Origin of the sequence: Brucella anthropi ATCC 49188 (assembly GCF_000017405.1) — a bacterium.
GTDB classification, from domain to species: Bacteria; Pseudomonadota; Alphaproteobacteria; order Rhizobiales; family Rhizobiaceae; genus Brucella; species Brucella anthropi.
The window spans coordinates 1,720,639-1,745,155 of the sequence record NC_009668.1 but is presented as its reverse complement, the minus strand read 5'-3'; the positions used below and the strand labels follow the sequence as shown (position 1 = coordinate 1,745,155).

Here is a 24,517-nt window from a genome sequence, read left to right as displayed (position 1 = left end):
TCTGATAACATCATAGATTCTTCAATTATCATTATAGATAGAATATTTATAATTACGCGTCGCTAAGCAATATCGGAACAATTGCGGCGTTCTCCGAGTTTGTCTCACGCAGCAAAATCTATGTCTTCAACGAACATAGGGGGAGAGTGAGATGGGTGAGTTGTTGTTTTGGATTGTTCTGGTGGGACTGCCAGTGCTTCTCGTAAGCGGCTTCGCATATGCACACTATCTGAAGCGTACTGGTGGTACCAAGCCAGGCGAAGATGGCGCTTAGCGGAAGAAGGGCTAAATCGATGGCACGCCGTGCAAACTGGAAAGGGCAGTTGAAAATTGATCAGCTTTTGTGCCCCGTTGCACTTTTCACAGCGGCATCAACGTCTGATCGTGTGTCATTCAATCTGATAAATCGCAAGACCGGAAACCGCCTCAACCGGGAATTTGTTGACGGTGACACGGGCAAATCGGTGCCGCGGGAAAATCAGGTCAAGGGCTATGAAGTGTCGTCGGGCACCTATTTGAGTTTCGACGAAGCGGAAATCGCCGCGGCCATTCCCGAAAGCGACAAGACGCTGAATGTCACCCGATTTGTCAAATGCGACGAAATCGACGATGTCTATCTCGACCGGCCATATTATCTTACCCCAGTCGGCGACAGCGATGGTTTCGTACTCGTTCGCGAGGGTATGAAATCTGAAAATGTAGCCGCAATTGCCGAGACTGTCCTTTTCCGCCGCGCGCGACAAGTTCTGATCCGTGCCGACGATGATGGTCTGATAGCCACGACGCTCAATTTCGAATATGAGGTACGAGCGGCAGCGGAGGCATTTGCCGACTTGGGCATTTTCAAGTTCGATCAAGAAATGCTCGACCTGGCGCAGCATATTATCGACACCAAGATGGGCAGTTTCGACCCCGCAGGCTTCGATGACCGGTACGATGCAGCACTGGCAGATTTGATAAAGGCGAAGATTGAGGGGAAGCCGCTCAAGAAGCCGGCTGCGCCGAAGACTGCCGAGGTTATCGATCTCAAGGAGGCTCTTCGCAAGAGTGCAAACCTAGGTCGGGTCGGGCAGGCGGCGACCAAAGCAATAAAAGGCAAAGCCAAGTCCGGGGCGGCATCTGGAACAAAGTCTAGAAAAAAGGCCGGCTGATCATGGGACAGTCACTCGAAACCTATCGCAGGAAACGCGATTTTACCCTGACTAACGAGCCGCGCGGTAAGTCTTCGCGCACAAAACGCGAGCTCTTTGTCGTGCAAAAACATGATGCTCGCAGACTGCATTATGATTTTCGCCTTGAGATGGATGGCGTGCTGAAAAGTTGGGCTGTGACGCGAGGTCCAAGCCTTGTTCCTGGCGAAAAGCGACTGGCCGTGCATGTGGAGGACCATCCGCTTGAATATGCGGACTTCGAAGGCACGATCCCTAAAGGCAAGTACGGTGGTGGTACAGTTATCGTCTGGGATACAGGGCGTTGGAAATCCACTGCTGATGCACATCAGCAATACAAGAAAGGGCATCTTGAGTTCGAGCTCACAGGGGAAAAACTCAAAGGTCGCTGGCATTTGATCCGGATGCACGGAAAGCCAGACGAGAAGCGAGAGAATTGGCTCCTCATCAAGGGGGAGGACGAATTTTCCAGAAATCCTGATGAACCTGACATTCTTGTAGAGATGCCGAAATCGGTAAAAACCGGCCGCGCCATCGCCGATGTCGAACACGAAGCGCCAGGATGGTCATCGAAAACTGGTTCGATCAACAAAAAGTCGAACGCTCAAGGGGATGGTGGGGGCGCAAATATCAAAAATGCGAAGAAGCGACCGATGCCGAGTTTCGTCAAACCTGAGCTCGCTACGCTCGTATCAGTTGCTCCAGATGGAAACCGCTGGCTTCACGAGATCAAGTTCGACGGTTATCGCATCCAGGCTCATATTGCGGGGGGCAAGGTCGCCCTTTATTCGCGTGGGGGACTGGATTGGACTGAAAAATTTGGCCAGCAGATTGCCAGAGATCTTGTTGGTACGAGCGTGAACGAAGCCATATTTGATGGGGAGATCGTTGTCGAAAGCCAGTCGGGACTGTCTGACTTTTCAGCTTTGCAAGAGGATCTAAGGGAGGGACGTTCTGATCGATTCGTTTATTACCTTTTCGATCTACTGCATGTTGATGGCAAAGACCTTCGCCAGACGCCTCTGGTTGAGCGCAAAACGCTGCTCGAAAAATTAATTTCTGCATCATCGTCAACACTTCGCTTCAGCGAGGCCTTTGATGCCGATGGGGCTGCGGTACTGAAGAATGCCTGCGGACTTGGCCTTGAGGGCATTGTGTCGAAGCTCAGGGAGGCATCTTATAGAAGCGGTCGCAGCAACGATTGGCGTAAGTCGAAATGCATTGGACGACAGGAATTCGTCATTGCAGGCTATGTTCCGTCGACGGTAACGCGAGCGGCAATCGGTTCGCTCCTTTTGGGTGTACAGGATAAGAAGGGGCTGGTTCCCGTAGGCCGGGTGGGAACAGGCTTTTCGGTCAGGATTGCAAAAGAACTTTACAAACGGCTGCAAGCCATGCGGCAGGGAGGGAGCCCATTCGCCGTGCCGCTGACGGCAGATGAAAGGCGCGGAGCCAAGTTCGTTACACCGCTGCTGGTAGCGGAAATCGAATTTCGTGCCTGGACTGCCGATAAGCGATTGCGTCACGCGTCCTTCAGGGGGGTACGAGACGATAAGGCTGCCAAGGACGTCATATGGGAGAAGCAAACCATGTCACCCCGTATTTCCAGTAAAGGCCCCGAGGAGATCGACGTGAAGCTCACACATCCCGACCGGGTTTACTGGCCGGGCGAAGGTGTCACAAAACAGGGTCTCGCAGATTATTATTCCGCTATCTGGTCCAGCATCGAACCTTTCATCGTCAACCGCCCCCTGGCATTGTTACGCTGCCCAACCGGAATTGACGGAGAACACTTCTTTCAAAGGCACGCGTGGAAGGGGTTGAATGAACATATTATCGAAGTTCAAGATCCAGAGAACAAGGAAGAGGAGCCTTATATCAGCATTCGGGACTTCAACGGGCTGATCGGTCTGGTGCAAGCCGCGACGCTGGAAATTCACCCCTGGGGTTCTACGCTCAAAAATTGGGAGCTACCGGATACGTTGACAATGGATCTCGATCCGGGTGAGGGCGTTCCATGGTCGCGCGTGATCGAAGCCGCAATCGAGACCAAGGAACGTCTGGAAAAACTCGGATTGAAGACGTTTGTTAAAACGTCCGGTGGCAAGGGACTACATGTGGTCGCGCCATTGAAGCCGAAGGTCGACTGGGACGCCCTCAAGAGCTTTACAAAGGCTATTGCCGACCAGATGGCTGCAGACAGTCCTGATCGCTATGTTTCGACGATTTCCAAGGCCAAGCGCAAAGGCAAAATTCTTATTGATTATCTGCGCAATCAGCGCGGCATGACTGCTGTAGCACCCTATTCGCCGCGGGCACGTCCTGGTGCTGCAGTTTCCATGCCGCTTGGGTGGGACGAAGTGACGTCAGCAATAGGCCCCGCCCATTTTACTATTGTCAACACGCCGAACCGGCTGGCCGCATTGAATAGCGATCCCTGGCAGGATTTTCGCAGCGCGGAAACGCCGCTGCCTAAGCTGAAGAAATAGGCAGAACTCTTCGCATCAGCTTTTTGTATTTTCACCGGCAAGGCTTTTTCGTAGGGCATCCATGATGTTGATAACATTGCCTTCGGTTTCAGGTGCCGTCTTGCGCGGCTTCGATACCGATGCCGTTTTCTTTTTCTTCTTTGCAGCAATCATCGACTGAAGGTTCTTCTGCATTGGGTCCTGAAGAAAATCGGGTTTCCAATCTTCTGTCTTGCCCTTGATGAGCCTGCGGACCATGGAAAGAAGCTTCTTGTCGGGTTTGCTATCTTCAATAGTGGAAAAGTAGTCGGTGGCATTCCGCACTTCATCGCCGAAACGCAACGTCCACAAAACAATTCCGCGACCGCGCGGTTCGAGAAGCACTGCTCTTTCGCGTCGGTACATGACAAGCCGGGCCAGACCGAAGACTGCGCTTTTAACCATTGCCTCCCGGATGACGGAAAAGGCTTCTTGGCCCACCTTGTCGGAAGGCGCGAGATAATGCGGCTTGTCGTACCAGATCCAGCCGATACTGTCCCTCGGTACGAACTTGTCGATGTCTATAGTTCTTGTGCTCTCAAGCGCCACAGCCTCCAGCTCATCCTCTTCAAGAATGACATAACTTCCGTCACCTTTATCGAACCCTTTGACCTCGTCATCATCCCGCACTGGCTTGTGCGTAACCGAATCCACGTATCGGCTGATCACTCGGTTGCCGGTCTCAACATTCAGGGTGTGGAAGCGCACTTTCTCGCTTTCGCTGGTCGCAGGTGTCAGCTCCACTGCACAGGTGACGAGCGAGAGTTTGAGATAGCCTTTCCAGAAAGCGTGGGGCACGAACTGATCCTCCGGAAGAACAGGATAACCTGTTTGAAGCCCGATAGTTCCCGATTAGATTTTTTCCGTCTGGGAACCTGTTGTGGTTTGTAGTGGTTATTCGGCAAGGAAAGTACGACTGGGGTTGCAAATTGCTTAAAAAGTCTTCCGCTGTTCCGCTGCTACAAAACAATGCTGCTCATGGGTTGGTCCATGTCAGCGACACCGCGCCGGGAATTAGGCGCCTGCGTTGTGGAGCCGGGTTTCGTTATGTTCGGTTTGACAAAAAGGCGATTTCAGTCGCGGATCGAAACAGGATTGCTAAGCTTGCCATTCCGCCTGCTTGGAACGATGTCTGGATATGTTGCGATCAGCGCGGACATATACAGGCAACCGGGCGTGATACGCGCGGAAGAAAGCAATATCGTTATCACTCCGCGTGGATGGCGATGCAGGAGGAAACCAAATTTTCAAGTCTGCCAGATTTCGCCGGTGCACTCAGCCGACTGCGCAAAGTGGTCGATATCGATATGCGGCGACGCTCGCTCTGTCGTGAAAAGGTCGTTGCGACCGTCATCTGGCTGATGGATCGACTATTGCTGCGGGTCGGAAATCCAGATTATGCACGTGACAACAAGAGCTTTGGGGTCACTACGCTTCGCAATCGGCATTTGCGGGATGAGCGTGGCGGATTGCGGCTCGCATTTACTGGCAAATCGGGCAAAATGTGGAGTCTCAAGCTTTCCGATAAACGAATTGCGCGTATCATACGCTCCATACAGGAACTGCCTGGGCAGCAGTTATTTCAATATATTGACGGGGCGGGTGATCGCTGTCCCGTCTCCTCTCAGGATATAAATGACTATCTGCGAGTGACTATGCGGTCCGATTTCACGTCGAAGCATTTTCGAACTTGGGCTGCAACGGCAACTGCCCTTGAGTTGCTACGCTGTCTCGATTTGCCTGACAGTGACAGGGCGCAAAAGCAAAGGCTTAATAGCGCAATCGATAAGGTTGCGCACATGCTCGGCAATACAAGAACGGTATGCCGGCAGTCTTACATACATCCTGCCATCCCCGAACACTGGCTGGCCGGAAAACTTGGCTCGCAGATCGATGCCGCTGGAGCTATCCGGCTAGTTGCGCCCGAACTTAGCGATGCCGAGCGTCGCACTTTGAAATGGCTACTTTTCATCGATGCGGAAAAGAGCTGACCAACGGATGACGATGGCTGTTGACGGTTCGCGATCTCGCGGCACGATGCGGTTATGGATTGGCAGGCACAGAACGCCATTGGTCATCATGATGGCTAGATCAACATGTTTTAGGTTAGCGGAAAGACTTAATTAACTGCTTTTAACAGTAGGTGGCGAAATGTCGGCTCTCGATCTGGTTGTGACATTAATACTACAGACATATTTCATCTATGAGTTATCTTTTAAATAGCGAAATAACCTTAGGCTATTAGGTCACGGAGAAATGCCATGAAAATTAAGTCTCTTCTTTTGGCGTCAACTGTTGCTCTTATTGCTACAACGGGTGCGAAAGCTGCTGACGCTATCGTTGAGGAGCCTGCGCCGGTAATCGTTGCTGAACCTATTTTTAGCTGGACTGGCGCTTATATTGGTGGGCAGATCGGCTACGGGTGGGGAAAATCGGAATTCGAAGATGCTTTCCGTGTGAAACCGGACGGTTTTCTCGGTGGTCTTTATGCCGGTTATAACTTTGATGTCGGCAATAACTTCATTCTCGGTGTCGACGGCGATATCACCTATAATAATCTAAAGGACAACTACAGCGCTACTGACGGAGATATTGCTGGTGACCTTGAGAGCAAGTTGCGGTGGTCGGGTGCTGTTCGCGCACGGGCCGGTGTCGCATTTGATCGCTTCATGCCCTATATCGCGGGCGGGGTTGCATTCGGTAGTGTGAAAAACACGCTTTCAGCAACGGACGGTGTGGATGAAATCAGCGTATCGCAAAGCAAAACCTATACTGGCTGGACGGCCGGTGCGGGTGTGGACTACGCTGCTACTGACAACCTCATTCTGCGCCTTGAATATCGCTACACTGATTATGGTAAGAAGGACTTTGATTTTGGCACGGATGTAAGTGTCGAAGACAAGTTCAAAACACATGACGTTCGTTTAGGTGTAGCTTACAAGTTTTGACAAGCATTATCTCAGAGATATGAAAAGGCGGTCCACGAGGTCGCCTTTTTGTTGCGAAGTCTCATGAGTAACATTCGCCTGGCATTTACGCTTTGAATCCAATATGTTTTTCCTTGGTCGCCTTTGAATCTTCCGCATACCGGTATGGAAAAATTTATGGATAGTGCAGTGCTTTTCTTGCATGCGCGTGGACAGTCGGCCGATGAAATCCGGATGTTGGATTGGAACAGCAATCCAATCGGAAAGCCAGAAAACTGGCCCACCTCTCTGATAACCGCGGTTCAGATGATGCTGGCTTCGCATTTCCCAAAGGCCATTATCTGGGGACCGGAATTCACCACGATTTATAACGATGCCTTCCGACAGATTCTCGGTGAGAAAGAGAACTGCATGGGAGCTTCATTCCGCGATATTTGGGCCGAGGCTTGGGATGAAATTCAACCGATGGTCCAGAAGGCCTATGCGGGTGAAGCCATCTTCATTGAAGACTTTCCCTTGGTCATCGATCGGCACGGATACCCCGAGCAATGTTATTTTACCTTCTGCTATAGCCCGATTTATAATGAACGGGGACAAATAGCCGGCATGATGGATACTGTCATCGAGACCACGACAAAGGTTGAAGCGGAAAAACATGCTCGCATACTGAATGCCGAACTCGCTCATCGGATCAAAAATACCTTTAGCATAGTAGCGGCGATTGCTGGTCAGACTTTCAATAACAATGCTGATGAAGAAGTGATCAACACCTTTACCAGACGCCTGTTTGCACTCGGAAATGCACACGATGTGTTACGATTGGGCAAAAGCTCCGAAGGTTCGCTTCGTCAGATTGTGAGCGGAATAACAAACGCGCTGGCGGTGGCGGATCGCGTACAGATAAGCGGACCGGATGTGCTGATCGGCCCTAAAGGAGCTTCAACGCTGTCGCTTCTAATTCACGAACTGACCACCAATGCGATCAAATATGGCGCTCTTTCAAACAATGAGGGTCATGTGCTGTTGGAAGTAGCTGTGTCAAAAAAACAGGATGATGCAGTTTTCTCGTTGCGTTGGGCTGAATTTGGCGGGCCACCTGTTATCGCGCCAACTAAGACCGGGTTTGGTTCCAAGCTCATAAAAATGGGACTGTTAGGCGCCGGTGAGGTTGACGCTGACTATGGAACCGAAGGGTTTGTTGCGAAATTCTCTGCCCCTCTTCGCCAGTTGCAGGGTGAAGGTCGTCTTTTTGACTCTACTTAGTTGGCTCAGGAATGCTTAATTCTAGTCCCCCGCGTCATGAGCTTTATTAAACGGCTGACAGATGGATATCTGACGTGTTTAGGTCGCTTTGAGATGGATTCTGAAAGGTCATGCTCAGCCAAAGAGTTAAGCCAGAATTCTTGACATCGAAGCGGCATTTCGAAAGCAAGTCTTGCGTCTTCGGTACTCCCAATGTCGTGCGTGCATAAAAGGCAGACCGTGATAGCGACGCTGAGACTATCTAGTTTGAACCTATTCCATTGAGACAGCAATATATTCTCGGCATCTGCGACTGTTCTCACCGTCTGCGTGAAGCCGTCCGCAATTTTAATGACCAAAGCGTCATCCCGGTGTACCATTTTCCATGGCGAGCTTATAATCGCGGACAATAAGGGGTAAGGGGAGCAGGTCAAACCCTTCATCAATTTGAAAGTTCCGTGGTTTGCCAAGTCTTATCGCCAGGAGTCGATCAGCTCATCCGTGCAGACGAGTTCCAATTGCTCACTAAATCGTTGGTGACAAAGAGAGATAATTGCGTCGTGGGTTTGATCGAAAACGCTGCATACTGCATCGTGGACAATGATCACCCGATATCCGCGATCTACGGCGCCCAATAGTGTTGCGAGAACACAAAGATCGGTCTCCGCTCCGCTAACGATTAAAGTATGAACGCGCCTTTTGTGCAGATATCGCTGGAGGAAGCCTTCGGTCCAGGGGGAGTAAACAGTCTTATCGAGTACAACAGCAGGCGGCGAAAAATCTCCTAGCGGGTCCACGAGGTCGATGAATGACGGATCGATACGATTGAGAGTAAGGGTTTCCCACTTGCGGTAATAACCTCTCCATGCTCCCAGGGCAGCGTCGGGTGACCTTGGAGGTATAAAGCGGGTAAAGATCGTTTCTTCACTGCGCTGGGAGCAGATATCCACGATATTGGGCAAGATCGCTTCAATCCATGGCACGTGCCAAGGCGAAGCAGGTCCGAAAAGATTCTGCATGTCTATGCATAGATGCATGCAGCCGCCTCGCAAATCTCCGCGTAGAAGCCCGGTTTCCAGAGACATGTTATCCTTCAAGTCTTTCTACGACGATTTGCCCACAGGCTCCCTCAAGCAGACGCAACATCCGCGTCGTTGCTTCGTTCACCGCGTCGGCTGTTGACAAGTGAACATGCTGCGGGTTCTGGAAGTAGACAGAAACGGCAGTTCCTTCATCGTCAAAAAACTGAACCGAATAAGCTTCATCGTCTTCCATCGAAACGACTTGGGTTTCCATAGTCATTTGCCAAACTCCTGCCAAATATGCCGAACCCGCCAGAATTGCTTTCGTTCCAGATTGAAATACCCGAGGTTTCAGCGACGAGCGAAGCCGAATACGGCTGTGATTCCCACGTTCATCGCGCTCCGCTTCACAACCGTACGCTATCGTACAGACAGACCTTGCGGAGGAACTAACTGGCTGGCTGGGCCTTACCTTACCTGGGGAAGGAGGAGACACATGCCCTCGATATCCGAGTTCGAAGAAGAGTTGCTGGCACTTGGACCTGCGCTTCATCAGTTCGCCAGAACGATGTACCACCAGCGTTCCGACGTAGAGGATCTTGTTCAGGAAACGCTATTAAAAGCTCTGTGCAATCGCGATAAGTTCGTCCCCTATGGATCGCTCAAATCCTGGCTGTTCACGATCATGAAGAACACATTCTGCACCAGGATCAAGAGATCCCGCCGCGAAGATGCAATTGAGGATTGGGAGGGACCGACAATCAACCCATCACAGGATTGGGCCATGGAATTGCAGGATGTCGGGGAGGCTTTCTGTAAACTGTCGCCGGCATATAAGAGCGTTCTTGACCTAGTGATATTTCGCGGGCTGAGTTACGAAAAGGCTGCGATGGCGGCAGGCTGCACGGTCGGAACGATCAAGAGCAGGCTTAACAGAGCAAGAGCGCAACTCGAAAGCGACTTGTATCCGGCTGAAAAGAGTCTTCGGAAACGATAGCTTAAACGAATTTCTGCGAGTGATTGGTGTTGGCCGCGAAATCGTGATGCCGGATCTCAAATCGTGAGTGAGCGAGCCTTGCAGCTAGCTCTGAAATGTAATTAAGATCACGCAAGCCGCTTTCATATAGTCGTATTATGCACTCTGCGAGCTCAGTGGCCGAATAAGAACGGTCACTTTCTTCGAGAATTATTGCAGATTGAGCAAAACAACTACGCATGAAATTAACTTCAACTGATGAATAAATTCTGCTGGCTTCATTAAATAACGGCATGTCAGCCTCCATCAAGAAACGAAGCTTCAATGATACGCTGTTTACTGGACTTAGATAGTCTTAAAACCTGTTCTTTCGCATTGGTGCGGTAGCGTACCGAAAAAAGCGTTTACCGATTGCTTCTCGGAACCAACCATCCTTCCGCGGTGTTTCCACTTCATGATGATGGAATGAGGATCACGAAATGCCGTTTCCTCCACAGAATGCCATTGCTAACAAACTTTTGGCTTTGCTTCCGCCTTCCGATTATGAAGCCCTTATCCAGGAAACTACTTATGTGGAACTTCCGCGTGGGACGGTGCTTGCAGAAACGGGGAAACCGATCGCGAAAGTTTATTTTCTTACGACAGGTATCGGCTCGGTTATTGTGACGACCGCCGAAGGAAAACGTGCAGAAGCGGGAATTTTCGGCTTCGATGGGTATATTCCAACGTCTGCAATCGCTGGTGTCGAAAACAGTTCTTATGACGTCCTGGTTCAGGTTGCTGCGCAAGGTTATGAACTGCCTTATGAGAAGTTTCGGCGGTGGATGGACGAAAGCCGCAGTTTTTCCAGGATCATGATCCGCTCTATCGAGGCGTTTTCCGTTCAGCTTGCCTATACCGCCGTCTCGAATGCCATTCATGAAGTCACGCAACGATTGGCCCGATGGTTGCTGATGTGTGATGACCGAATATTAGGCAAAGAAATAGCAATCACTCACGAGTTCCTGTCGATAATGCTTGCAGTTCGTCGGCCAAGTGTCACGAATTCTCTTCATGTTCTTGAAGGATTGGGCTTGATCAAGTCTGAACGAGGAGTTGTCTTTATTCGTAATCGTCACGGGCTGGAACGCTATGCTCGAGATGCCTATGGCTGGCCGGAAAAGGAATACGTGCGGCTGATGCAGGGATTTGAACCTGTCGGTGACGTCTAGTTTTGAGCGCCGAAAAGCTGGCTATATTCTTCTTCGGGTTTTCCGTAGGCTTCGCCAGCAAATTCTTCGAGACCCCTACGGTCACGTATTGTGATGCGGCCTCGCTCTGATCGCACCAGTTTTTTGCCTTCCAGTAGGTGAAGTCCTGTCGTAATGCTGGGGCGTCTTACACCGAGCATGAGAGCGATGAAGTCGTGGGTCAGGATAATTTCATCCCCGTCAACTCGATCATGTGACATCAAGAGCCAGCGCGCCAGCCGCTCGTGAACATGCAAGTTTACGTTGGCCCAGACAGTATAAGAAACCTGTGAGGCAAAAGTCTGAATGTAACGGGCCAACAAACTGGCAAACACGCTGTTGCGATTGATTTCCTCTCGTGCAGCACTGACGGCAATCCGATGACCATAGCCGCTGACTTGCATGATAATTTCATGAATGCTGGTTGTAGCGCCAACCGCTCCTGACGTTGGTGAAAACCCTTCGCGTCCGACCATGCCAGCCTCTGCCAGCTGACCTCTGGTCGATACGGCGATGACCGAACTGATCCCGCCGCAAAGAAAGTATAGATAGTCGATCGATTGATTGGCCCTGACAATAACTTGACCACGCTCAAGCGTGACAGGTTCCAGGGACGAACAAATACTATTGAGAATATCTGGAGGCAGGCTCTTCAACAGGCGGTTGTGCAGTTTAGATTCGTCGTACATCTGTGCTACTTCGGGCAAAGTACCAGCTATTCGCCGTTGTGCCCCCCAACTCTCTTTGACGGTTGGGGTTCTATAACACTCTGATCCGGCAAATGATTTTTGGTACGGTAGCAGACAAATCTGGAAATGAGTTGCGACCGAATTTTCCTTTGACGGCAAGCTGAAACTTTTTGTCCCGCTATTGGTTGCATCTTCAAAACCCGAAAACAGGAGGCACAGATAATGCAATTCAAACTGTTGGGAGAAGGAGCGGGGCAGCGGATCTTCGTCGTCATTCTCGCTCCGGAAGAAGCGGTGGTCGCGACACTTACCCGGTTTGTCCAGAAAAGGGATTTAACGGCAGCCTCGGTGACCGCGATTGGAGCTTTCCGACGCGCTACGCTTGGATTTTTCGACCTTGAGCGACAAGACTATCACCGGATCGAACTTGACGAGCAGTGCGAGGTACTCAGCTTGCTGGGTGATTGCGCTCTGGGCGAAGAGGGCAGTCCGATTCTTCATTTGCATGTGGTTTTGGGAATGCGTAACGGTGAGGCGAAAGGCGGGCACCTGATTGAAGCCTTGGTGCGGCCGACGCTCGAAGTAATGATTAAGGAAAATACCAGCACTATGGTGCGGACCTATCGACCGGAATTCGGTATAGCGCTGATTGATCCACGAAAATAACAATGCAATGGAGCCATGGCCGCAAAGCGAACGAGTACGCATCACAAAATCGGCTTGCCGCCAGTGACTGCTATTGTAGCGCCGGACGTGAAACTCGATAGCGGGTCTGCCAGCATGACATATGCGGAAGCGAGTTCCGCTGGTTGGGCCGGTCTTTTCATTGGCGTCTGTCTGCCAAAATTACGTACTGCTTCATCAGGAAGGGTCGACGGTATGAGTGGGGTCCAAACCGGGCCGGGCGCGACCGCATTGGCACGGATCCCCTTTTCTGCAAGAAGCTGGGCCAACCCAGCGGTAAAATTCTGGATCGCACCCTTTGTCGTCGCATAGGCCAGAAGAGTTGGATTCGGCATATCTGAATTGATGGAAGCCGTATTGATGATCGTAGCGCCGGGTCTCATATGAGAAAGGGCGGCTTTCGTCAGATAAAACATCGCATGAATATTGACGCGAAATGTTAGCTCCCATTCTTCGTCGCTGATGTCACCGAGTTCGGAGAAACTTGCCTGATGAGCTGCGTTGTTCACTAGAATATCGATTCCGCCTAGTTCACCTACCGCACGATCAATCAGGTCGCGACAGGTTTGGGCATGCTGGATATCGCATTTCATCAAGACGGCTTTTCGACCGTCTTTCTCGATAAGCGCTTTGGTTTCCAGTGCATCCTCATCCTCTTCCAGATAAGCAATCAGGATATCCGCGCCTTCCCGTGCAAATGCAATCGCAACCGCACGACCAATGCCGCTGTCTCCTCCAGTAATGATTGCCCTCAACCCCTTCAGTTTCCCCGAACCGCTATAGGTTGTTTCGCCGTGATCCGGTTTCGGATTCATCTTATTGGTTATGCCCGGCATCGGTTGCTGCTTTGTTTCGAATGGTGGCTTGGGATATTGGCTTTCCATATCGGCTTGTCCTTCCTTTTCACCCTGTCGCCCTAACAACGAAATACGCTGCGTGTTCCAGGCGTTCGGAAGCATTTGAAGGAGAAACAGTGATCAATCGATTTGGGAGGACTTTAATGTTCCACGTTACGATGAAGAAACAATGCTTCCGCTATTGTGGACAGATCTCTGTGGCGCGCGCTGAGTACAAATCCTGCGAAGCCCAGGCTGTCCAGGATGGGGTTGTCTGATAGGGCGAATATGAAGGGTATGGCGCTCTGTTCCAGTTCGGCGACAACCGGAAGCACCGCTTCCGGTTCCAGAGTGACATCCATAACAACAGCGTCTACCCTCTCACGTTCCAGATAATACAGTGCTTGATAAGCCGTGTTTACCGGACCGAGAACGACAGCGCCAGCCTTCGTCAGACAGGCTCCTGCTTCCTCTGAAAGCAGAAAACCATCTTCAAAAACCAAAATACGCTTTCCTGAGAATAAACGCATTGTATCATCGCTAGATCTAATCATTACAAACAGTTGGCCATGTCTGAAACCGAATGACAAGATGTCTCGTGCTGATTTCACATCACGAACCACAACGCGATTTTGCGAATGCAAATGCCTGGATAACATCATCTAGGCGCGTTCCACGATATCGTGGAGCTTATGACGAGCGCGATGCAGGCGGCTTTTCACCGTTCCGATCGAGCAATCGCAAAGCTGGGCCGTTCGTTCATAGCTTTTGCCCTCCAACACTACCAATGCCAGAACGCGGCGATATTTGTGAGGCAGGGTTTCCATTGCTGTTTGCACGTCGTGCGCCTCGAGCGTCAGCTCCTGCGAGGCTTTGACTGAAGCTATGGGTGAAACGCACTCGCTCACGCCCGGTGCTTCACGGTTCTGGATGCGAATACGCGTGCAGAACGTGTTGCGCATGATGGTGAAAAGCCAGGATTTCAGGGGCGAATAGGGAACGTATTTTTCTCGATTGGCCAGTGCTTTCAACAATGTTTCCTGAACAAGATCCTCAGCATCTTCTTTCTGACGGTAAAATGTGCGGGAAAACGCGCGCAAAGCCGGTATCATCTCAACGAGATGTTCCGGCTCCAGCATGTAGTCGGGATTTGGCTTGAAAGACATCGTCTTAGCCTTTCCGAACAAAAGTCCGGTTTGAGAATGGGGCGGCACGAGGCCGCCCCTTTGAATTACGAATTCTTATGGCTCTGTTGACCTGCCTTTACATGCTGCTCATGGGTTCCCCCACGGGAAGACGTCTGCTGCTGTTGCTTGTCGCCGCCTCCGCTGCTCGCATGCTTGCCATCGTTCTTGTGGCTTTGCTGGCCGGCTTTCACGTGTTGTTCGTGTGTGCCACCTTGCGTGTGGTTCTGTGCCATTCTCTTTCCTTTCAGTGGTTTTAGACCATTGATTGTTGGGAGTGGAATTTGTCGCGCGTGACATAAGCCTAACAAGACAGAGCAAATGATGTTCCGGGAAAACGACTGTAATAAACTTCACGTTTCGGCGGCGCGCTCGAACTCCGCGACTTTGGCCAGTTCTTTGAGAAACATCGCCCGTTCGCGATCAAAGCCGCTCTGGGCACGTAAGCGTAGCAGGTAGGATGGGTGGATCGTCACAAGGATAAGGTGGTTCTCGAACTCGAGAGGGATGCCGCGTATCGCTGCGATTTTCATCGGCTTTCCGAAAAGGGAACGGGCGGCAACTGCGCCCAGCGCAACGATGATGTGGGGTTCAACCAGTTCAATTTCCTGCTGGAGCCACCAGCGACAAGCTTCAATGTGGCTGGTTGACGGGCGCTGGTGAATGCGTCTTTTACCGCGCTGTGTATGTCGAAAGTGTTTTACCGCATTGGTAATATAGCATCGCTCGCGTTTGATACCGACTTCGTTTAGGCAGGCATCGAAGAGCCGACCTGCAGGGCCAATCAAGGGCCTTCCTCCAATATCCTCCTTGTCGCCAGGTTGTTCGGCAACAAAGAAAACTCGGGCGCCGGTGCGCCCTTCGCCAAAAACCGTCTGTGTTGCATTTTGATAGAGCTCACAACGCCGACAAGTCCGCGCTTCCGCGCAGACTTGTTCAAGATTCTGTTGGCGACGGGTGATTGCTGGTACTGTCATCGCCGACCTGTTGCCGAAGGCGGCGTCTGTGATTCCGTGGATGCAGGCGGCTTGCTATTGTCATCCATGAAACCGCGACCGGGGCGCATTTTCCCGTAAAATTCGACTGCGCCCCAGACAATCACGGCCAGTATCAGGCTGGAAATGAGTATCATTAGAATACGCCGTCCATTCAAACCTTGACGGGCCTTGCGCGGATCTACTTCTTTCATAGTCAATCCGCCTAGCCCCAGCGCTGACGTTCGCGTTCAATTTCGTCCGCAGTGTAGGGCGCGCCCGACGCATTGAAGCTCTCCCATCCTTCTTCGATATAAGCATCGCGTCTTTGGCCGATATTGACCCGCGCCCAATCATCAAGAATAGCTTCGACCTTCTCTCGCTCCGTCTCATCGCAACGAACGGCAACCAGAGTACTGCCACGGCGAATGGCTTCGCTATAGGCCTGCGCCTCTTCTTCGGGCACGCCGGTTTCCACGAGAGCGCCCACAATACCGCCTGCGACGCCGCCGGCAGTCGCTCCGCCGACCAGTCCGACCAGTGTGGCGGTGAGCCAACCGCCCGCCACGACCGGACCGACACCCGGTATGGATAGCAGGCCCAGCCCGGTCAACAGCCCGGCACCACCGCCTGCTACTGCACCAAGACCGGCGCCGGTTTCAGCACCTGTGACTGCGCTCTCTTCGTCCTTCAGGGCCTCGCCTGCATATCGACCATCTGTGTTATTCGAAATCAGGCTGATATTTTCAGCCGGAATCCCGGCTTCTTCGAGCGCTCTAACGGCATCGACGGCTTCGTCGTGATTGTCGAATAGACCCGTGATATAAGCCATTTTCATCTCCTTTATGGTGTTGCGACTACAACCGGTCACTGCGTGGTGATGTTTCCCTGAAAGTCGAGAAGAACTTTGACAGGCTGACCGTCACGCGCGGCTTCGGCGCGCCAGATGCCATCTTCGCCGAGTTGAAGATTCATAATGTTGCTGAACCCCTCTTCGGTCAGGCGTTCCTTTGCCTGATCCTCGGTAAAACTGTTCTGCCCAGGCACCGGTGCCTTCGGATTTTTCTCTCCGGGCGTGGTAACTGCGGGAGTCTGAGGTTCTTCAGTAGGTGTAGTTTGGGCAAACGCCGCTGGTGCGAGCAGCAAGAAGGCTGCGCCTGCGAGATTTCGAATAGACCGTTTCATCGTTGGCTCCCTTGTTTCTGAGGGACTGTCCCAACCAATGAACCCTTACATTGTTCCGTTAGCGTGCTCCGAGAACCATTTCTCTGATCCAACGGGTCAAAAGCTGATTGTAGACCTTTTGATGATGGTCTCCGGTAAGTGCGTGATCCGCGCCACCTATCATCCGAACGGTCAACGATTGAGAATTGATGAAGGCAGTTTGATAACTTGCGACCGTGGGATGTGGGACGATGATGTCGTGTTCGGACTCGACCAGCAGTACATCGCCAAGAAATTCTCGGGCCTGTCGAAGTGCGCGGTTATCATCAAACTTTACGAGTGTCGAACGATAGGATTGCAGGTCACTGCGGTCGAGCCGTGCTTTAGGGACTTGCCAAAGCTGGTCACGATAAAGTGCCGGGGCTCTTAATGCCAGCCAACGGACGGGCCGAAATTCGGTCAGCAATGTCGCGAGATACCCTCCATAGCTGCTTCCTATGACCACAATCGAACCGTCTTCGACCATTTTGAAGCTGGCCAGCCGGTCATATGCAGCAATAGCATCGTCAAGATTTTCACCGCGCGTTACGGTTTTGTTGCTGGACAGCAATTCCCCATGGCCGCGCATGTCGAAGGTAAGACAAACACAACCGAGCGAGGATATCGCATTTGCTCTTTCGATATCGCGTTCTTGGCTACCGGCCCAACCGTGCAGAAATAGAACGCCCGGAATGGTGGTATCCGGAGAGATGACAGTCGCGGCCAGTTCGTGCTGGTCGACGCTGACGGCGGTGGCGTTACGGATCATGATAGATTTTCTCTATTCGCGCATATTTGTGGAGAGGTCGTCCGAAATCGTCGTCGCCGACGTAAACGACGAAATCGTCCTCGTTGAATGTAGATGGCTGACCATAGCTCTCGCGCAATACTGCCTGTACGGCGGTAACAGTTTCGTCCTGCGCCAGTTTTTCCAATGCCAGAACTTCGGCAGGGGAGGCACCTCCCACACGCCATGATTGTTCCAATACGCCGCAGCGGACGCCATTTTCCGTTATCGGCCCGACAAGAACGTCGTAGTTTCTGCGCGACGCAACGAGACCGAGATGTTGAAGAGCTGCTTCATCGTAACGTCTGGCATTCTCTACGATCCTGCGTGCAACGGGCGATTGGACTTGGTGAAGCAGAGCGTCCCAGCCGCCGCGCACCACACGCAAACGGCTACCCGCATAAACTTTACTCCCGTCCTCGTCGTGCGAAGTATATTGACGGCCTAGATAGCTTCCGATGTGATCTTCGATCTGGACCTGTCCTACGGAATAGGTGGTAGAGTTTTCAACGTCCTCTTCGACGACGAGCCCGTTCGCAATTTCGCGATCAGATACGGTTTCCAGAAATCCGTCGAGGGCGCGAACGGTTTCGATGACGGTCTGGTCTTTGCCGCCGGACGCATAGGGATTTTTGAATCGAACCTTGTGCTTTTTTAGCAGGGCACCAGCGGCATCCAGTGCATGGCCATGTGAAAAGACCGAAAAGCCGGGTAGAACACAATCCTGTAAACAAGCTGCAAAGTTTCCTGCCCAACCTTCCGGCAAATTGTCATCGTCGTGCCAGTGTGGATGGGTAACGAGTTTCGTTGCCATAAAACCGTGGTGAACGATGCCGCCGTAGAAGTTCTCAATGCTCATTTCGGGGTGCCCGTCCTGGCGGACCAGAGCAAAAGTCGGTACGAAAAACGTTTCGTTGTTCTCGTCAAAGCTTTGCAGGGTGGGCCGCAATTGCCTGCCGGTCAGCGAACGTAGGCGGGCAGCCAACGCTTCCACGCTGGCTACATTGTGAGGACTGTCAGAAGACTGGCAAACGACACGAATTTTTCCCGTAGGATCACCCCGGAATAGGGCACTTTCCATGTCATCACCTCGCTAGCGGTCTTGAAAAGTCTGCGCTCAGGCGGCTTCCGCACGGGGATTGGCAGAGGACTCCGCGAGTTTCGTCAGGTCCTTATCGGTCTGACCTTCTTCCTGCAGGGTCTGGTCGAGGAGTTTCGCCACATCCTTGTGGCCCAGGGTTTCGGCCCAACGCTTCAATGTGCCGTAACGCGTGATTTCGTAATGTTCGACCGCCTGGGCCGCAGATATCAAACCGGCATCAAGGGCGGGACTATTCGAAAACTCTTCGATGATCTCTTCCCCTTCAGCGATAATACCTTCAATGGCATCACAGGTCTTGCCTTGCGCACGCTTACCGAGAATCTCGAAGCATTGCTGCAAACGTTCGACATGTCCTTCGGTTTGTTCCCGGTGCTTTTCGAACGCGTTCTTGAGCTTTTCATCAGTGGCCGCTCGGGACATTTTGGGAAGCGTTTTCAATATCTTACGCTCCGCATAATAAATGTCCTTGAGCGTGTCGTAGAATAGGTCATCGAGATTGCGTTGCTTGGTGCTGGCCATTTCCGGCTCCTCCTTGTGGTTATGAACTGTTCTTGTCGTGCGGTTGAAAATTGCGACGACGGCGCACCTAACCCGCTAGGAATAATTTTGTTTCGCGCGATCGAAAAAAACAGGCGAGCAGTCGCGATCAGGGTTGCGTCGGGGAGCTGGACGGTTGGGTGGGACTTTCTGGAGAGACGTCCCCCTTGTCCGACGTGATGAACAGGGTTCCCAGCCCGAACAATGCGGCGGCGAACATGATGACGGCAAGCCACTTCAGGATAATCATCGTTATTTCCTGTCCGTTTTGTCAGGACTTCGACTTATGCTCCGGCTTGTCCTTCTGTCTGGTGGAGGCCAATTTTTCGAGCTCTTTCTCACTCATGGACTTGGCCATTTCCCTGGATGCTCCACGTAGTTGACTTTTTGATTTGTCTCCACGTTTTGCAGCCAAGGCCGCGCCGGCAGCCTGTTGTTGTGCTTTGGATTTCGCAGGCATCTTACATCTCCTGTAAGGGGTCGGTCAGTCTCGATCGCTGCGTTCGCGTCTCATTACACGCGGACCGGGATTGGCAAGGTCATTCGGACGCGCGCCATTGGGGTCGTCAAAATCGAAGTTCTTTTGCGGATCGTTCGGTTGGGGCTGGTGTGGATTGCCGGGTGCGTTGGACTGCTCATGCGTCGGGCGTGCTTGATGGTCCCGTGTTTCGCGCTGGGACGGTTCGCCCGCGCCGACTCGATCTTTGTTGAAAAAGAGCAACCCGCAGTTTGAAGGGTCAGTATTGAACATTGTACTTTCTCCATTGCGAAGACCCGGGTGGTTAATAATGGTCCGGAACAAGCTGGCAGATACTTTGTTCCATAAGAGCAGGAAGCTTTGCGAAGCTGCGCGTAATCCTGGGTCACGGCTGCAGAGCAGTGAAAGGGGAACATGAACTGCCCTCGACGGTTATCGAAACTTGCAACAGAGGAGTTTTGATATGGTCCAGGCAAAGAAATGGTCAGCCGACGTGACCGAACACAGCGACGCGTTAGATATCGAACCGCATGTGTTCGAGCAGGATGATCCGAAGGAAATCGCAGCTTCCCTGAAACGCTCGGCTGACAAGAGCCACAAACGCAAGGCGGAACCGTTTCGCTCGGCCATGTCCATGCTGACCTTCTACATCAACCGCGCTGGCAAGAACTTGCCGGAAACGCGCAAACAAGTGCTGGAAACCGCCAAGGAAGAATTGCGCAAGGCTTACGGCAAACCAGATCGGACTTAACCTGCTTTGGACAAGGGAGGGACCAGTGAAAATCTATATCGCTGAATGGTGGACGATCGCTTTATCTGCGGGTTCCGGGGCAGCGTCCGACCCGCCGGAAATTCCTGAAAATGAACCTGAAGGCATTCCGGTTGAGCCGCCGGAGACCATTCCGCAACCAGATAAGGGGCCGTTCAGTCCCGACGAACCTGAACAGATACCGCCCCTTCCTATACCTGAACATCCATCACCCGGGCCGGTCAATCCGGGCCAGCCGACAATGCTTTGCGCGCCACCCTCCTGTTATTCTGAACCGGGATAAGGAGCGGCCTTCAACAATCGTGCCAGATGTACGCAATTGGCAGCCAGTATTTTGGTAGCGGAAACGACTGTTTCGGGTACCTCTCCCAGATCGACGAAATTGGTTGATTGCATCGCCTCGCCCACCCAGTAGGTTACGCCGTTGGCAGGCAGGGTGAAGCCCACATCGTTCAACGCCTGATAGAGCTGGGATGACACGAAATGTGCCCCGTCCTCGTTCCCAACCACTGCCGCGACGGCGACATGCCCGTAAGACGGCATTCGGTTGGCATCATCGGTCTCTGAAAGAAATGCATCCATACGTTCCAGCACGCGCTTGCAGATGCTTGATGGTTGACCGAGCCAGATCGGCGTGCCGAAAATAAGAATATCCGCATCGAGGATTTTGGTTCTGAGTGCCGGCCACTCGTCGTCTTCGCTTTCGCGCGATGTAACGCCGGGTTCGATGTTGAATTCACTCAGCCGCACATGCTCCGTTTGCACGCCATAAGGAACAAGATGTGTATCGAGATAATGTAGCATCCTGTCGGTCGAAGATGGATTCTGGTCTGCACTTCGCTTCAAGGTGGCATTGAGCGCGATAGCTTTGAGGGGAGGAAGGGAAGACACTGTCATTTTCCACCTCCCTTTCTCCTGGTGTGCTTGGGTTCACTCAACGCATCAGCAAGGTTTTTGCGGTCAGGATCGGCAAGATTGTGCCCCGCGGCATCGCGTTTCTTTGCGGGATCGTCGTCAGCGGGTTCGTAACCACGAGGCCGGTTTTCCGGCGGGCCTTCCCATTTCGGCTTCTGATCGGTGGTGCCGGTTTTCGGATCGTGTTTCATGGAAACCTCCGTTTATTGAGACGGCGGCCCAACCTTTCAAACCTCGGATTGTTTCATTGAGTGAAGGAGCCCCGAATGATGGAGCGGGAAATGGCAAGGTTGAAGCAATGAAATTCTGCGGAACAATTGGTTTTCCTCATGGTTGGAGCTTAGAGGCCCATAATGATGAAAACAGTTCCACCGGATAAAAGCTCTGGCGCTCGCGCAAGAGGCGCGATCCAACGGGGTGAAGCCGGCGACAAGGTTCCCGGCTTTGATCCTGCGGTAGCGCCAATGGAAACAGATGCAGAGGCTGGCGGCAGCGCTCAACCGGCTGAAGATCACGGGACACGGCCGTTAGCGGCTCCGGTAAAACCCGATGACAGCAATGCTTCCAGTCATGCGTCCGGCCTGCGCGCATGGCCACCGAAAGAGAATGCGCGATCCGCAAGAAAAACTACGCAGATGCGTGAAGGTCCAGCCTACATGGTCTGGTGGTTCATCATTGCCGTGGTTGTCATCGGATATTTTATAGTCTCATGGATGTGGTCATGAACAAGCGATCAGAACGTGAACGAGGGGAGAGACAGGCTTCGCCGCGAGCGCTCCGATATTTTCCGCGCTTCGTATTAGTCATAGTGGCAGTTCTGCTCCTTCTCCTTCTCGGGTGGAGCCTGACCGGTGGTGGATCGGTAACGCAAAAGCAAGGCATCCAGACACCTCCCGCCATAGGTTCCGCCGACCAGAAGACCAAGCCGCCGGTAGAAAATGACCGACCAGAGACCGGCACGGGCGGCGACCAGCCGGTGCAGGCGCCCGCTCACCAGAAATGAGGATCAATCATGAACGAGAAATCAACTACCCCACTGACGGATGATGAAGACATCAAGTTCCTGGCCGAGAACTCGGATATTTCTCCGCTGCAGGCTCGGCAGTTGATCGAGCGTTTTGGAAGAGATCGACAAAAATTGCTTGAAGAAGCAAAGAAATTTAAAGCGGAAGGGTAGAACCATGGCTCAGATCACACGTGACCACGATGAGATCCGCCAGTGGGTTGAAGACCGAAATGGGCGGCCCGCAATGGTGGAAACCGGTAGTGAAGGCGGTCTATTGCGTATCGATTTCGCAGAAAAAGACCAGAATCTGGAGGAAATCAATTGGGATGATTTCTTCGCCATCTTTGACGATAGAAAGCTGGCTTTTCTCTACGAAGAAACGGAGGATAGCCGCTTTAACAAGTTTATAGGTGCTGAGCAGAATTCCTGATTGCAACTAACCCGCAAACCCTAGTTCGGTTCGGAATTCAGGAAGGAGCCTTCGAACCGGGCAGAACGTTCACAGTCGCTGCGACGGGCGTATCAGGGTGACGCTCCATATATTTCTTGTGAGCAAGTCGCGACGCCAGTTCCGCGATGTAGTTCAAATCCCTCAGCCCGTTCTGGTAAAGCATAACGATTGCAGACGAAAGGTCAGTCGCAGCATATTCCCTGTCGCTTTCTTCAAGAATGATCGCGGCGTTGGAAAAGCAGCTGCGCATGAAGTTCACTTCTTCTGGCTTATAAATGCGGCTCGCTTCGTTGAAGAGCGGCATCTCCTTCTCCTTTCCGAAGCATCGACGATACGCTTCCAGACTATTTAAGATAGCCCCATTTGATCACTTCGTGTTTCAAGCGCGCTGAGGGATCAAGGTAATCGTCCGCTGCCGTCTTCGGGGTGGCGTTCGAGATTCTGTCTGTTGAGACAGTCGAGAACCCGCTTTGCCTCTTCTTCGTTCAATGCGATCTGCAGCTTGCCTTCGAACGTGATCGGATTACCCTTGAAAGCGTCAATCACCGACCACGTACCATCGCCATTTTTGTGAAGTTTGTATCCGTTTTCTATCATGGTCTTCTCCCGTTCTTCGCGGCCAAAATCATATCAGTTCATGTCGGGCCAGGCCTTATTTCCCACAAGCGGTACGAACATCACACCGCCGAGATCTTCCTCGTCGAATTCCTCCGTAGATTTACGGGTGATGCACAAAAGGCGCTGGGTACCCGCCATACTGCCGACCGGTATGATGAGCCGCCCGCCTGGTTTGAGCTGCTCTTTGAGCGGGGAGGGGATTTCCGGAGCACCCGCTGCAACAATTATCGCGTCGAAAGGAGCTTCTTCTGGCCAACCATTGCTGCCGTCGCCCGTGCGCACATGGATATTATCGCAGCCGAGGTCTTCGAAGCGTTGTTGCGCGGCTTCGGCAAGGGTGGAATACCGTTCGACAGTAAATATCTGACCGGCAATCTGTGCTATGATCGCCGCAGCGTAGCCGGAGCCTGTTCCAATTTCGAGAACGTGTTCACCCCCACCCAGATGCGCCGATGCAATCATAAAGGCAGTCATATATGGTTGTGAGATCGTTTGGCCATTTTTGATTGGTAGAGGTGTGTCGTCATAGGCAAACTCGATAAAGCCTTCATCGATGAATTTCTCACGAGCCAACGTGCCCATCGCTTCCAGCACGCGCGTGTCATGGATACCGCGATGGACAAGCTGCTCCACCATTTGGACACGAGCTTTCTCAAAATTTCTCATTGTCGCTCTCTCGGGTCGAAATGGACCCAATCCATTCTCTGTAGACCTCAGCACCAAGGCCAGAGAAACAGGAAAAACGAAAGGCCCGTCCAAATGGTTCCAATGAACGGCCCATAGGCGAGCGTGGCATCAGTACTACGCTAATCAAATGTGATGCAGCATTTCATGAGAAAGGCCGTGTGCTGATTGCGAGCTTTGCTCCCGGATCATCATATCGGTATCAACTGCTGGATTTCACGATAGACGGGTAGTATCCCGCCTGGCAATGAGATGTGACGATTGAATACCGATCGTCAGAAGGAACGTCAGGGAAAATCAGCCGCGCTAAGGAGTCGGCGTTTGTCTGCGTTAGTACCAAAAAGCTATCATAATTTTCAAGTTGCTAGCGTGTTGCTAAGCTAAACTCATTCTGGGCGCAAACGTTCAGTTTGCAAAAATTATCTTAACAATTTCAAGGAGATCGAATGGTGGGCGTGACAGGGATTGAACCTGTGACCCCTACGATGTCAACGTAGTGCTCTCCCGCTGAGCTACACGCCCATTCGA

Annotated in this window: 38 protein-coding genes and 1 tRNA gene; 14 read left to right on the top strand and 25 right to left on the bottom strand. The window is 52.1% G+C overall.

Annotated elements, in window-relative coordinates:
• Positions 1 to 151: 151 nt before the first annotated feature.
• From OANT_RS27215 to ligD, 3 genes are read left to right on the top strand one after another with little or no spacing between them, the layout of a single operon-like run.
• Positions 152 to 274, top strand: a complete 123-nt coding sequence (locus OANT_RS27215) for a hypothetical protein (RefSeq protein WP_255412162.1) — start codon at positions 152 to 154, stop codon at positions 272 to 274.
• A 19-nt stretch (positions 275 to 293) separates the two neighbouring features.
• Complete coding sequence (ku, locus tag OANT_RS22275; RefSeq protein ID WP_012093603.1) at positions 294 to 1,151, top strand: non-homologous end joining protein Ku; 858 nt, start codon at positions 294 to 296, stop codon at positions 1,149 to 1,151.
• Positions 1,152 to 1,153: 2 nt separating this feature from the next.
• Positions 1,154 to 3,658 (top strand): DNA ligase D, encoded by a 2,505-nt coding sequence (gene ligD / locus OANT_RS22270; protein WP_012093602.1) that lies wholly within the window; start codon positions 1,154 to 1,156, stop codon positions 3,656 to 3,658.
• A 15-nt stretch (positions 3,659 to 3,673) separates the two neighbouring features.
• Here ligD and ku (OANT_RS22265) read toward each other — a convergent pair whose 3' ends face one another.
• On the bottom strand, positions 3,674 to 4,474 hold the full coding sequence (gene ku / locus OANT_RS22265) for a non-homologous end joining protein Ku (protein WP_012093601.1): 801 nt from the start codon (positions 4,472 to 4,474) through the stop codon (positions 3,674 to 3,676).
• Between the two features lie 80 nt (positions 4,475 to 4,554).
• On the opposite strand from ku (OANT_RS22265), the gene OANT_RS22260 reads away from it, so the two are divergent.
• From OANT_RS22260 to OANT_RS22250, 3 genes are all read left to right on the top strand, one after another.
• Complete coding sequence (locus tag OANT_RS22260; RefSeq protein ID WP_012093600.1) at positions 4,555 to 5,667, top strand: DNA topoisomerase IB; 1,113 nt, start codon at positions 4,555 to 4,557, stop codon at positions 5,665 to 5,667.
• A 270-nt stretch (positions 5,668 to 5,937) separates the two neighbouring features.
• Positions 5,938 to 6,624, top strand: a complete 687-nt coding sequence (locus tag OANT_RS22255; protein ID WP_012093599.1) for an outer membrane protein — start codon at positions 5,938 to 5,940, stop codon at positions 6,622 to 6,624.
• A 156-nt stretch (positions 6,625 to 6,780) separates the two neighbouring features.
• Positions 6,781 to 7,866, top strand: a complete 1,086-nt coding sequence (locus OANT_RS22250; protein ID WP_036588059.1) for a PAS domain-containing HWE histidine kinase family protein — start codon at positions 6,781 to 6,783, stop codon at positions 7,864 to 7,866.
• A 452-nt stretch (positions 7,867 to 8,318) separates the two neighbouring features.
• Here the strand turns inward: OANT_RS22250 and OANT_RS22240 are convergent, their stop codons facing one another.
• Complete coding sequence (locus tag OANT_RS22240) at positions 8,319 to 8,930, bottom strand: cysteine hydrolase family protein (protein ID WP_012093597.1); 612 nt, start codon at positions 8,928 to 8,930, stop codon at positions 8,319 to 8,321.
• A gap of 1 nt (position 8,931) precedes the next feature.
• Entirely contained in the window at positions 8,932 to 9,147 is a 216-nt protein-coding gene (locus OANT_RS22235) for a hypothetical protein (RefSeq protein ID WP_125301828.1), read from the bottom strand.
• A 216-nt stretch (positions 9,148 to 9,363) separates the two neighbouring features.
• Between OANT_RS22235 and OANT_RS22230 the strand changes: the two genes are divergently transcribed.
• Positions 9,364 to 9,864: a sigma-70 family RNA polymerase sigma factor gene (locus tag OANT_RS22230; protein WP_012093596.1), complete on the top strand. Its 501-nt coding sequence runs from the start codon at positions 9,364 to 9,366 to the stop codon at positions 9,862 to 9,864.
• A 458-nt stretch (positions 9,865 to 10,322) separates the two neighbouring features.
• Positions 10,323 to 11,054 (top strand): Crp/Fnr family transcriptional regulator, encoded by a 732-nt coding sequence (locus OANT_RS22220; RefSeq protein ID WP_012093594.1) that lies wholly within the window; start codon positions 10,323 to 10,325, stop codon positions 11,052 to 11,054.
• On the opposite strand, the gene OANT_RS22215 is transcribed toward OANT_RS22220, so the two are convergent.
• On the bottom strand, positions 11,051 to 11,761 hold the full coding sequence (locus tag OANT_RS22215; protein WP_012093593.1) for a Crp/Fnr family transcriptional regulator: 711 nt from the start codon (positions 11,759 to 11,761) through the stop codon (positions 11,051 to 11,053). The two genes, OANT_RS22220 and OANT_RS22215, sit on opposite strands and share 4 nt — an antisense overlap.
• A 222-nt stretch (positions 11,762 to 11,983) precedes the next feature.
• Between OANT_RS22215 and OANT_RS22210 the strand changes: the two genes are divergently transcribed.
• Positions 11,984 to 12,427 (top strand): PPC domain-containing DNA-binding protein, encoded by a 444-nt coding sequence (locus OANT_RS22210; RefSeq protein WP_012093592.1) that lies wholly within the window; start codon positions 11,984 to 11,986, stop codon positions 12,425 to 12,427.
• A 41-nt stretch (positions 12,428 to 12,468) separates the two neighbouring features.
• Here OANT_RS22210 and OANT_RS22205 read toward each other — a convergent pair whose 3' ends face one another.
• The 14 genes from OANT_RS22205 to OANT_RS22145 all read right to left on the bottom strand — a co-directional run bounded on the left by OANT_RS22205 (position 12,469) and on the right by OANT_RS22145 (position 19,819).
• The gene (locus OANT_RS22205; protein WP_036588051.1) at positions 12,469 to 13,329 is read right to left on the bottom strand and encodes an SDR family oxidoreductase; all 861 of its coding nucleotides are present in this window, start codon (positions 13,327 to 13,329) and stop codon (positions 12,469 to 12,471) included.
• A 113-nt stretch (positions 13,330 to 13,442) separates the two neighbouring features.
• On the bottom strand, positions 13,443 to 13,943 hold the full coding sequence (locus tag OANT_RS22200) for a response regulator (protein WP_235823034.1): 501 nt from the start codon (positions 13,941 to 13,943) through the stop codon (positions 13,443 to 13,445).
• Positions 13,944 to 14,447: an RNA polymerase sigma factor gene (locus tag OANT_RS22195; protein WP_043061987.1), complete on the bottom strand. Its 504-nt coding sequence runs from the start codon at positions 14,445 to 14,447 to the stop codon at positions 13,944 to 13,946.
• 65 nt (positions 14,448 to 14,512) lie between these two features.
• A complete protein-coding gene (locus OANT_RS25890) occupies positions 14,513 to 14,701 on the bottom strand; it encodes a hypothetical protein (protein ID WP_080514361.1) in 189 nt (62 codons plus the stop codon).
• A 117-nt stretch (positions 14,702 to 14,818) separates the two neighbouring features.
• A complete protein-coding gene (locus tag OANT_RS22185) occupies positions 14,819 to 15,442 on the bottom strand; it encodes a UdgX family uracil-DNA binding protein (protein ID WP_012093587.1) in 624 nt (207 codons plus the stop codon).
• Positions 15,439 to 15,654 carry a hypothetical protein gene (locus tag OANT_RS22180; RefSeq protein ID WP_036588045.1) on the bottom strand — a complete coding sequence of 72 codons (216 nt, stop codon included), beginning with the start codon at positions 15,652 to 15,654 and terminating at the stop codon, positions 15,439 to 15,441. Before OANT_RS22180 ends, OANT_RS22185 begins: the two co-directional genes overlap by 4 nt.
• Before the next feature lie 11 nt (positions 15,655 to 15,665).
• A complete protein-coding gene (locus OANT_RS22175; RefSeq protein ID WP_012093586.1) occupies positions 15,666 to 16,271 on the bottom strand; it encodes a hypothetical protein in 606 nt (201 codons plus the stop codon).
• Positions 16,272 to 16,306: 35 nt separating this feature from the next.
• Positions 16,307 to 16,624, bottom strand: a complete 318-nt coding sequence (locus OANT_RS22170; protein WP_012093585.1) for a PepSY domain-containing protein — start codon at positions 16,622 to 16,624, stop codon at positions 16,307 to 16,309.
• A 58-nt stretch (positions 16,625 to 16,682) separates the two neighbouring features.
• The gene (locus OANT_RS22165) at positions 16,683 to 17,411 is read right to left on the bottom strand and encodes an alpha/beta hydrolase family protein (RefSeq protein WP_012093584.1); all 729 of its coding nucleotides are present in this window, start codon (positions 17,409 to 17,411) and stop codon (positions 16,683 to 16,685) included.
• The gene (locus OANT_RS22160) at positions 17,401 to 18,510 is read right to left on the bottom strand and encodes a DUF3182 family protein (protein ID WP_012093583.1); all 1,110 of its coding nucleotides are present in this window, start codon (positions 18,508 to 18,510) and stop codon (positions 17,401 to 17,403) included. Before OANT_RS22160 ends, OANT_RS22165 begins: the two co-directional genes overlap by 11 nt.
• A 36-nt stretch (positions 18,511 to 18,546) precedes the next feature.
• Positions 18,547 to 19,050, bottom strand: a complete 504-nt coding sequence (locus tag OANT_RS22155; protein ID WP_012093582.1) for a YciE/YciF ferroxidase family protein — start codon at positions 19,048 to 19,050, stop codon at positions 18,547 to 18,549.
• Positions 19,051 to 19,177: 127 nt separating this feature from the next.
• Complete coding sequence (locus OANT_RS26795) at positions 19,178 to 19,318, bottom strand: hypothetical protein (RefSeq protein WP_155269255.1); 141 nt, start codon at positions 19,316 to 19,318, stop codon at positions 19,178 to 19,180.
• 21 nt (positions 19,319 to 19,339) lie between these two features.
• On the bottom strand, positions 19,340 to 19,528 hold the full coding sequence (locus OANT_RS22150; protein ID WP_012093581.1) for a DUF3008 family protein: 189 nt from the start codon (positions 19,526 to 19,528) through the stop codon (positions 19,340 to 19,342).
• Positions 19,529 to 19,552: 24 nt separating this feature from the next.
• A complete protein-coding gene (locus tag OANT_RS22145; protein ID WP_036588037.1) occupies positions 19,553 to 19,819 on the bottom strand; it encodes a hypothetical protein in 267 nt (88 codons plus the stop codon).
• A gap of 190 nt (positions 19,820 to 20,009) precedes the next feature.
• Here OANT_RS22145 and OANT_RS22140 point away from each other — a divergent pair, with 190 nt between their 5' ends.
• Together OANT_RS22140 and OANT_RS25885 are read left to right on the top strand one after the other, a co-directional pair.
• The gene (locus OANT_RS22140) at positions 20,010 to 20,297 is read left to right on the top strand and encodes a DUF3175 domain-containing protein (RefSeq protein ID WP_012093580.1); all 288 of its coding nucleotides are present in this window, start codon (positions 20,010 to 20,012) and stop codon (positions 20,295 to 20,297) included.
• Between the two features lie 25 nt (positions 20,298 to 20,322).
• Complete coding sequence (locus OANT_RS25885) at positions 20,323 to 20,598, top strand: hypothetical protein (RefSeq protein WP_012093579.1); 276 nt, start codon at positions 20,323 to 20,325, stop codon at positions 20,596 to 20,598.
• Here the strand turns inward: OANT_RS25885 and OANT_RS22135 are convergent.
• Positions 20,580 to 21,212 (bottom strand): flavodoxin family protein, encoded by a 633-nt coding sequence (locus OANT_RS22135; RefSeq protein ID WP_012093578.1) that lies wholly within the window; start codon positions 21,210 to 21,212, stop codon positions 20,580 to 20,582. The genes OANT_RS25885 and OANT_RS22135 overlap by 19 nt on opposite strands.
• Positions 21,209 to 21,421 (bottom strand): hypothetical protein, encoded by a 213-nt coding sequence (locus tag OANT_RS22130; RefSeq protein WP_012093577.1) that lies wholly within the window; start codon positions 21,419 to 21,421, stop codon positions 21,209 to 21,211. The genes OANT_RS22135 and OANT_RS22130 overlap by 4 nt, the downstream gene beginning before the upstream one ends.
• Before the next feature lie 162 nt (positions 21,422 to 21,583).
• On the opposite strand from OANT_RS22130, the gene OANT_RS22125 reads away from it, so the two are divergent.
• Positions 21,584 to 21,955, top strand: coding sequence for a hypothetical protein (locus OANT_RS22125; RefSeq protein WP_012093576.1), 372 nt, complete (start codon positions 21,584 to 21,586; stop codon positions 21,953 to 21,955).
• Between the two features lie 74 nt (positions 21,956 to 22,029).
• Here the strand turns inward: OANT_RS22125 and OANT_RS26790 are convergent, their stop codons facing one another.
• Positions 22,030 to 22,224 carry a hypothetical protein gene (locus tag OANT_RS26790; RefSeq protein WP_155269254.1) on the bottom strand — a complete coding sequence of 65 codons (195 nt, stop codon included), beginning with the start codon at positions 22,222 to 22,224 and terminating at the stop codon, positions 22,030 to 22,032.
• 18 nt (positions 22,225 to 22,242) lie between these two features.
• Here OANT_RS26790 and OANT_RS26945 point away from each other — a divergent pair, with 18 nt between their 5' ends.
• Both OANT_RS26945 and OANT_RS22115 read left to right on the top strand, forming a co-directional pair.
• Positions 22,243 to 22,407, top strand: coding sequence for a hypothetical protein (locus OANT_RS26945; protein WP_086000501.1), 165 nt, complete (start codon positions 22,243 to 22,245; stop codon positions 22,405 to 22,407).
• 4 nt (positions 22,408 to 22,411) lie between these two features.
• Complete coding sequence (locus OANT_RS22115; protein ID WP_012093574.1) at positions 22,412 to 22,666, top strand: hypothetical protein; 255 nt, start codon at positions 22,412 to 22,414, stop codon at positions 22,664 to 22,666.
• 37 nt (positions 22,667 to 22,703) lie between these two features.
• Here OANT_RS22115 and OANT_RS22110 read toward each other — a convergent pair whose 3' ends face one another.
• The 4 genes from OANT_RS22110 to OANT_RS22095 all read right to left on the bottom strand — a co-directional run bounded on the left by OANT_RS22110 (position 22,704) and on the right by OANT_RS22095 (position 24,511).
• A complete protein-coding gene (locus tag OANT_RS22110; RefSeq protein ID WP_012093573.1) occupies positions 22,704 to 22,991 on the bottom strand; it encodes a hypothetical protein in 288 nt (95 codons plus the stop codon).
• Positions 22,992 to 23,083: 92 nt separating this feature from the next.
• Complete coding sequence (locus tag OANT_RS22105) at positions 23,084 to 23,284, bottom strand: hypothetical protein (protein WP_036588034.1); 201 nt, start codon at positions 23,282 to 23,284, stop codon at positions 23,084 to 23,086.
• A gap of 33 nt (positions 23,285 to 23,317) precedes the next feature.
• Positions 23,318 to 23,971, bottom strand: coding sequence for a protein-L-isoaspartate(D-aspartate) O-methyltransferase (locus OANT_RS22100; protein WP_012093572.1), 654 nt, complete (start codon positions 23,969 to 23,971; stop codon positions 23,318 to 23,320).
• Between the two features lie 465 nt (positions 23,972 to 24,436).
• Positions 24,437 to 24,511: transfer RNA gene (locus OANT_RS22095), tRNA-Val, on the bottom strand.
• Positions 24,512 to 24,517: the final 6 nt, after the last annotated feature.

Coding starts and splice junctions, on each gene's coding strand:
- OANT_RS22170 (WP_012093585.1), bottom strand. CDS start 16,624: ATGAAACGGTCTATTCGAAATCTCGCAGGCGCAGCCTTCTTGCTGCTC.
- OANT_RS22205 (WP_036588051.1), bottom strand. CDS start 13,329: ATGGAAAGCCAATATCCCAAGCCACCATTCGAAACAAAGCAGCAACCG.
- OANT_RS22220 (WP_012093594.1), top strand. CDS start 10,323: ATGCCGTTTCCTCCACAGAATGCCATTGCTAACAAACTTTTGGCTTTG.
- OANT_RS22150 (WP_012093581.1), bottom strand. CDS start 19,528: ATGCCTGCGAAATCCAAAGCACAACAACAGGCTGCCGGCGCGGCCTTG.
- OANT_RS22115 (WP_012093574.1), top strand. CDS start 22,412: ATGGCTCAGATCACACGTGACCACGATGAGATCCGCCAGTGGGTTGAA.
- OANT_RS22160 (WP_012093583.1), bottom strand. CDS start 18,510: ATGGAAAGTGCCCTATTCCGGGGTGATCCTACGGGAAAAATTCGTGTC.
- OANT_RS22125 (WP_012093576.1), top strand. CDS start 21,584: ATGATGAAAACAGTTCCACCGGATAAAAGCTCTGGCGCTCGCGCAAGA.
- OANT_RS25890 (WP_080514361.1), bottom strand. CDS start 14,701: ATGGCACAGAACCACACGCAAGGTGGCACACACGAACAACACGTGAAA.
- OANT_RS22255 (WP_012093599.1), top strand. CDS start 5,938: ATGAAAATTAAGTCTCTTCTTTTGGCGTCAACTGTTGCTCTTATTGCT.
- OANT_RS26795 (WP_155269255.1), bottom strand. CDS start 19,318: ATGATTATCCTGAAGTGGCTTGCCGTCATCATGTTCGCCGCCGCATTG.
- OANT_RS22250 (WP_036588059.1), top strand. CDS start 6,781: ATGGATAGTGCAGTGCTTTTCTTGCATGCGCGTGGACAGTCGGCCGAT.
- OANT_RS22140 (WP_012093580.1), top strand. CDS start 20,010: ATGGTCCAGGCAAAGAAATGGTCAGCCGACGTGACCGAACACAGCGAC.
- OANT_RS22195 (WP_043061987.1), bottom strand. CDS start 14,447: ATGTCTTTCAAGCCAAATCCCGACTACATGCTGGAGCCGGAACATCTC.
- OANT_RS22200 (WP_235823034.1), bottom strand. CDS start 13,943: ATGATGTTATCCAGGCATTTGCATTCGCAAAATCGCGTTGTGGTTCGT.
- ligD (WP_012093602.1), top strand. CDS start 1,154: ATGGGACAGTCACTCGAAACCTATCGCAGGAAACGCGATTTTACCCTG.
- OANT_RS22155 (WP_012093582.1), bottom strand. CDS start 19,050: ATGGCCAGCACCAAGCAACGCAATCTCGATGACCTATTCTACGACACG.
- OANT_RS22180 (WP_036588045.1), bottom strand. CDS start 15,654: ATGAAAGAAGTAGATCCGCGCAAGGCCCGTCAAGGTTTGAATGGACGG.
- OANT_RS22240 (WP_012093597.1), bottom strand. CDS start 8,930: ATGTCTCTGGAAACCGGGCTTCTACGCGGAGATTTGCGAGGCGGCTGC.
- OANT_RS22230 (WP_012093596.1), top strand. CDS start 9,364: ATGCCCTCGATATCCGAGTTCGAAGAAGAGTTGCTGGCACTTGGACCT.
- OANT_RS22165 (WP_012093584.1), bottom strand. CDS start 17,411: ATGATCCGTAACGCCACCGCCGTCAGCGTCGACCAGCACGAACTGGCC.
- OANT_RS22135 (WP_012093578.1), bottom strand. CDS start 21,212: ATGACAGTGTCTTCCCTTCCTCCCCTCAAAGCTATCGCGCTCAATGCC.
- OANT_RS22110 (WP_012093573.1), bottom strand. CDS start 22,991: ATGCCGCTCTTCAACGAAGCGAGCCGCATTTATAAGCCAGAAGAAGTG.
- OANT_RS22100 (WP_012093572.1), bottom strand. CDS start 23,971: ATGAGAAATTTTGAGAAAGCTCGTGTCCAAATGGTGGAGCAGCTTGTC.
- OANT_RS22215 (WP_012093593.1), bottom strand. CDS start 11,761: ATGTACGACGAATCTAAACTGCACAACCGCCTGTTGAAGAGCCTGCCT.
- OANT_RS22145 (WP_036588037.1), bottom strand. CDS start 19,819: ATGTTCAATACTGACCCTTCAAACTGCGGGTTGCTCTTTTTCAACAAA.
- OANT_RS22105 (WP_036588034.1), bottom strand. CDS start 23,284: ATGATAGAAAACGGATACAAACTTCACAAAAATGGCGATGGTACGTGG.
- OANT_RS26945 (WP_086000501.1), top strand. CDS start 22,243: ATGAACGAGAAATCAACTACCCCACTGACGGATGATGAAGACATCAAG.
- OANT_RS22235 (WP_125301828.1), bottom strand. CDS start 9,147: ATGACTATGGAAACCCAAGTCGTTTCGATGGAAGACGATGAAGCTTAT.
- OANT_RS22175 (WP_012093586.1), bottom strand. CDS start 16,271: ATGGCTTATATCACGGGTCTATTCGACAATCACGACGAAGCCGTCGAT.
- ku (WP_012093603.1), top strand. CDS start 294: ATGGCACGCCGTGCAAACTGGAAAGGGCAGTTGAAAATTGATCAGCTT.
- OANT_RS27215 (WP_255412162.1), top strand. CDS start 152: ATGGGTGAGTTGTTGTTTTGGATTGTTCTGGTGGGACTGCCAGTGCTT.
- OANT_RS22210 (WP_012093592.1), top strand. CDS start 11,984: ATGCAATTCAAACTGTTGGGAGAAGGAGCGGGGCAGCGGATCTTCGTC.
- OANT_RS22185 (WP_012093587.1), bottom strand. CDS start 15,442: ATGACAGTACCAGCAATCACCCGTCGCCAACAGAATCTTGAACAAGTC.
- OANT_RS22130 (WP_012093577.1), bottom strand. CDS start 21,421: ATGAAACACGATCCGAAAACCGGCACCACCGATCAGAAGCCGAAATGG.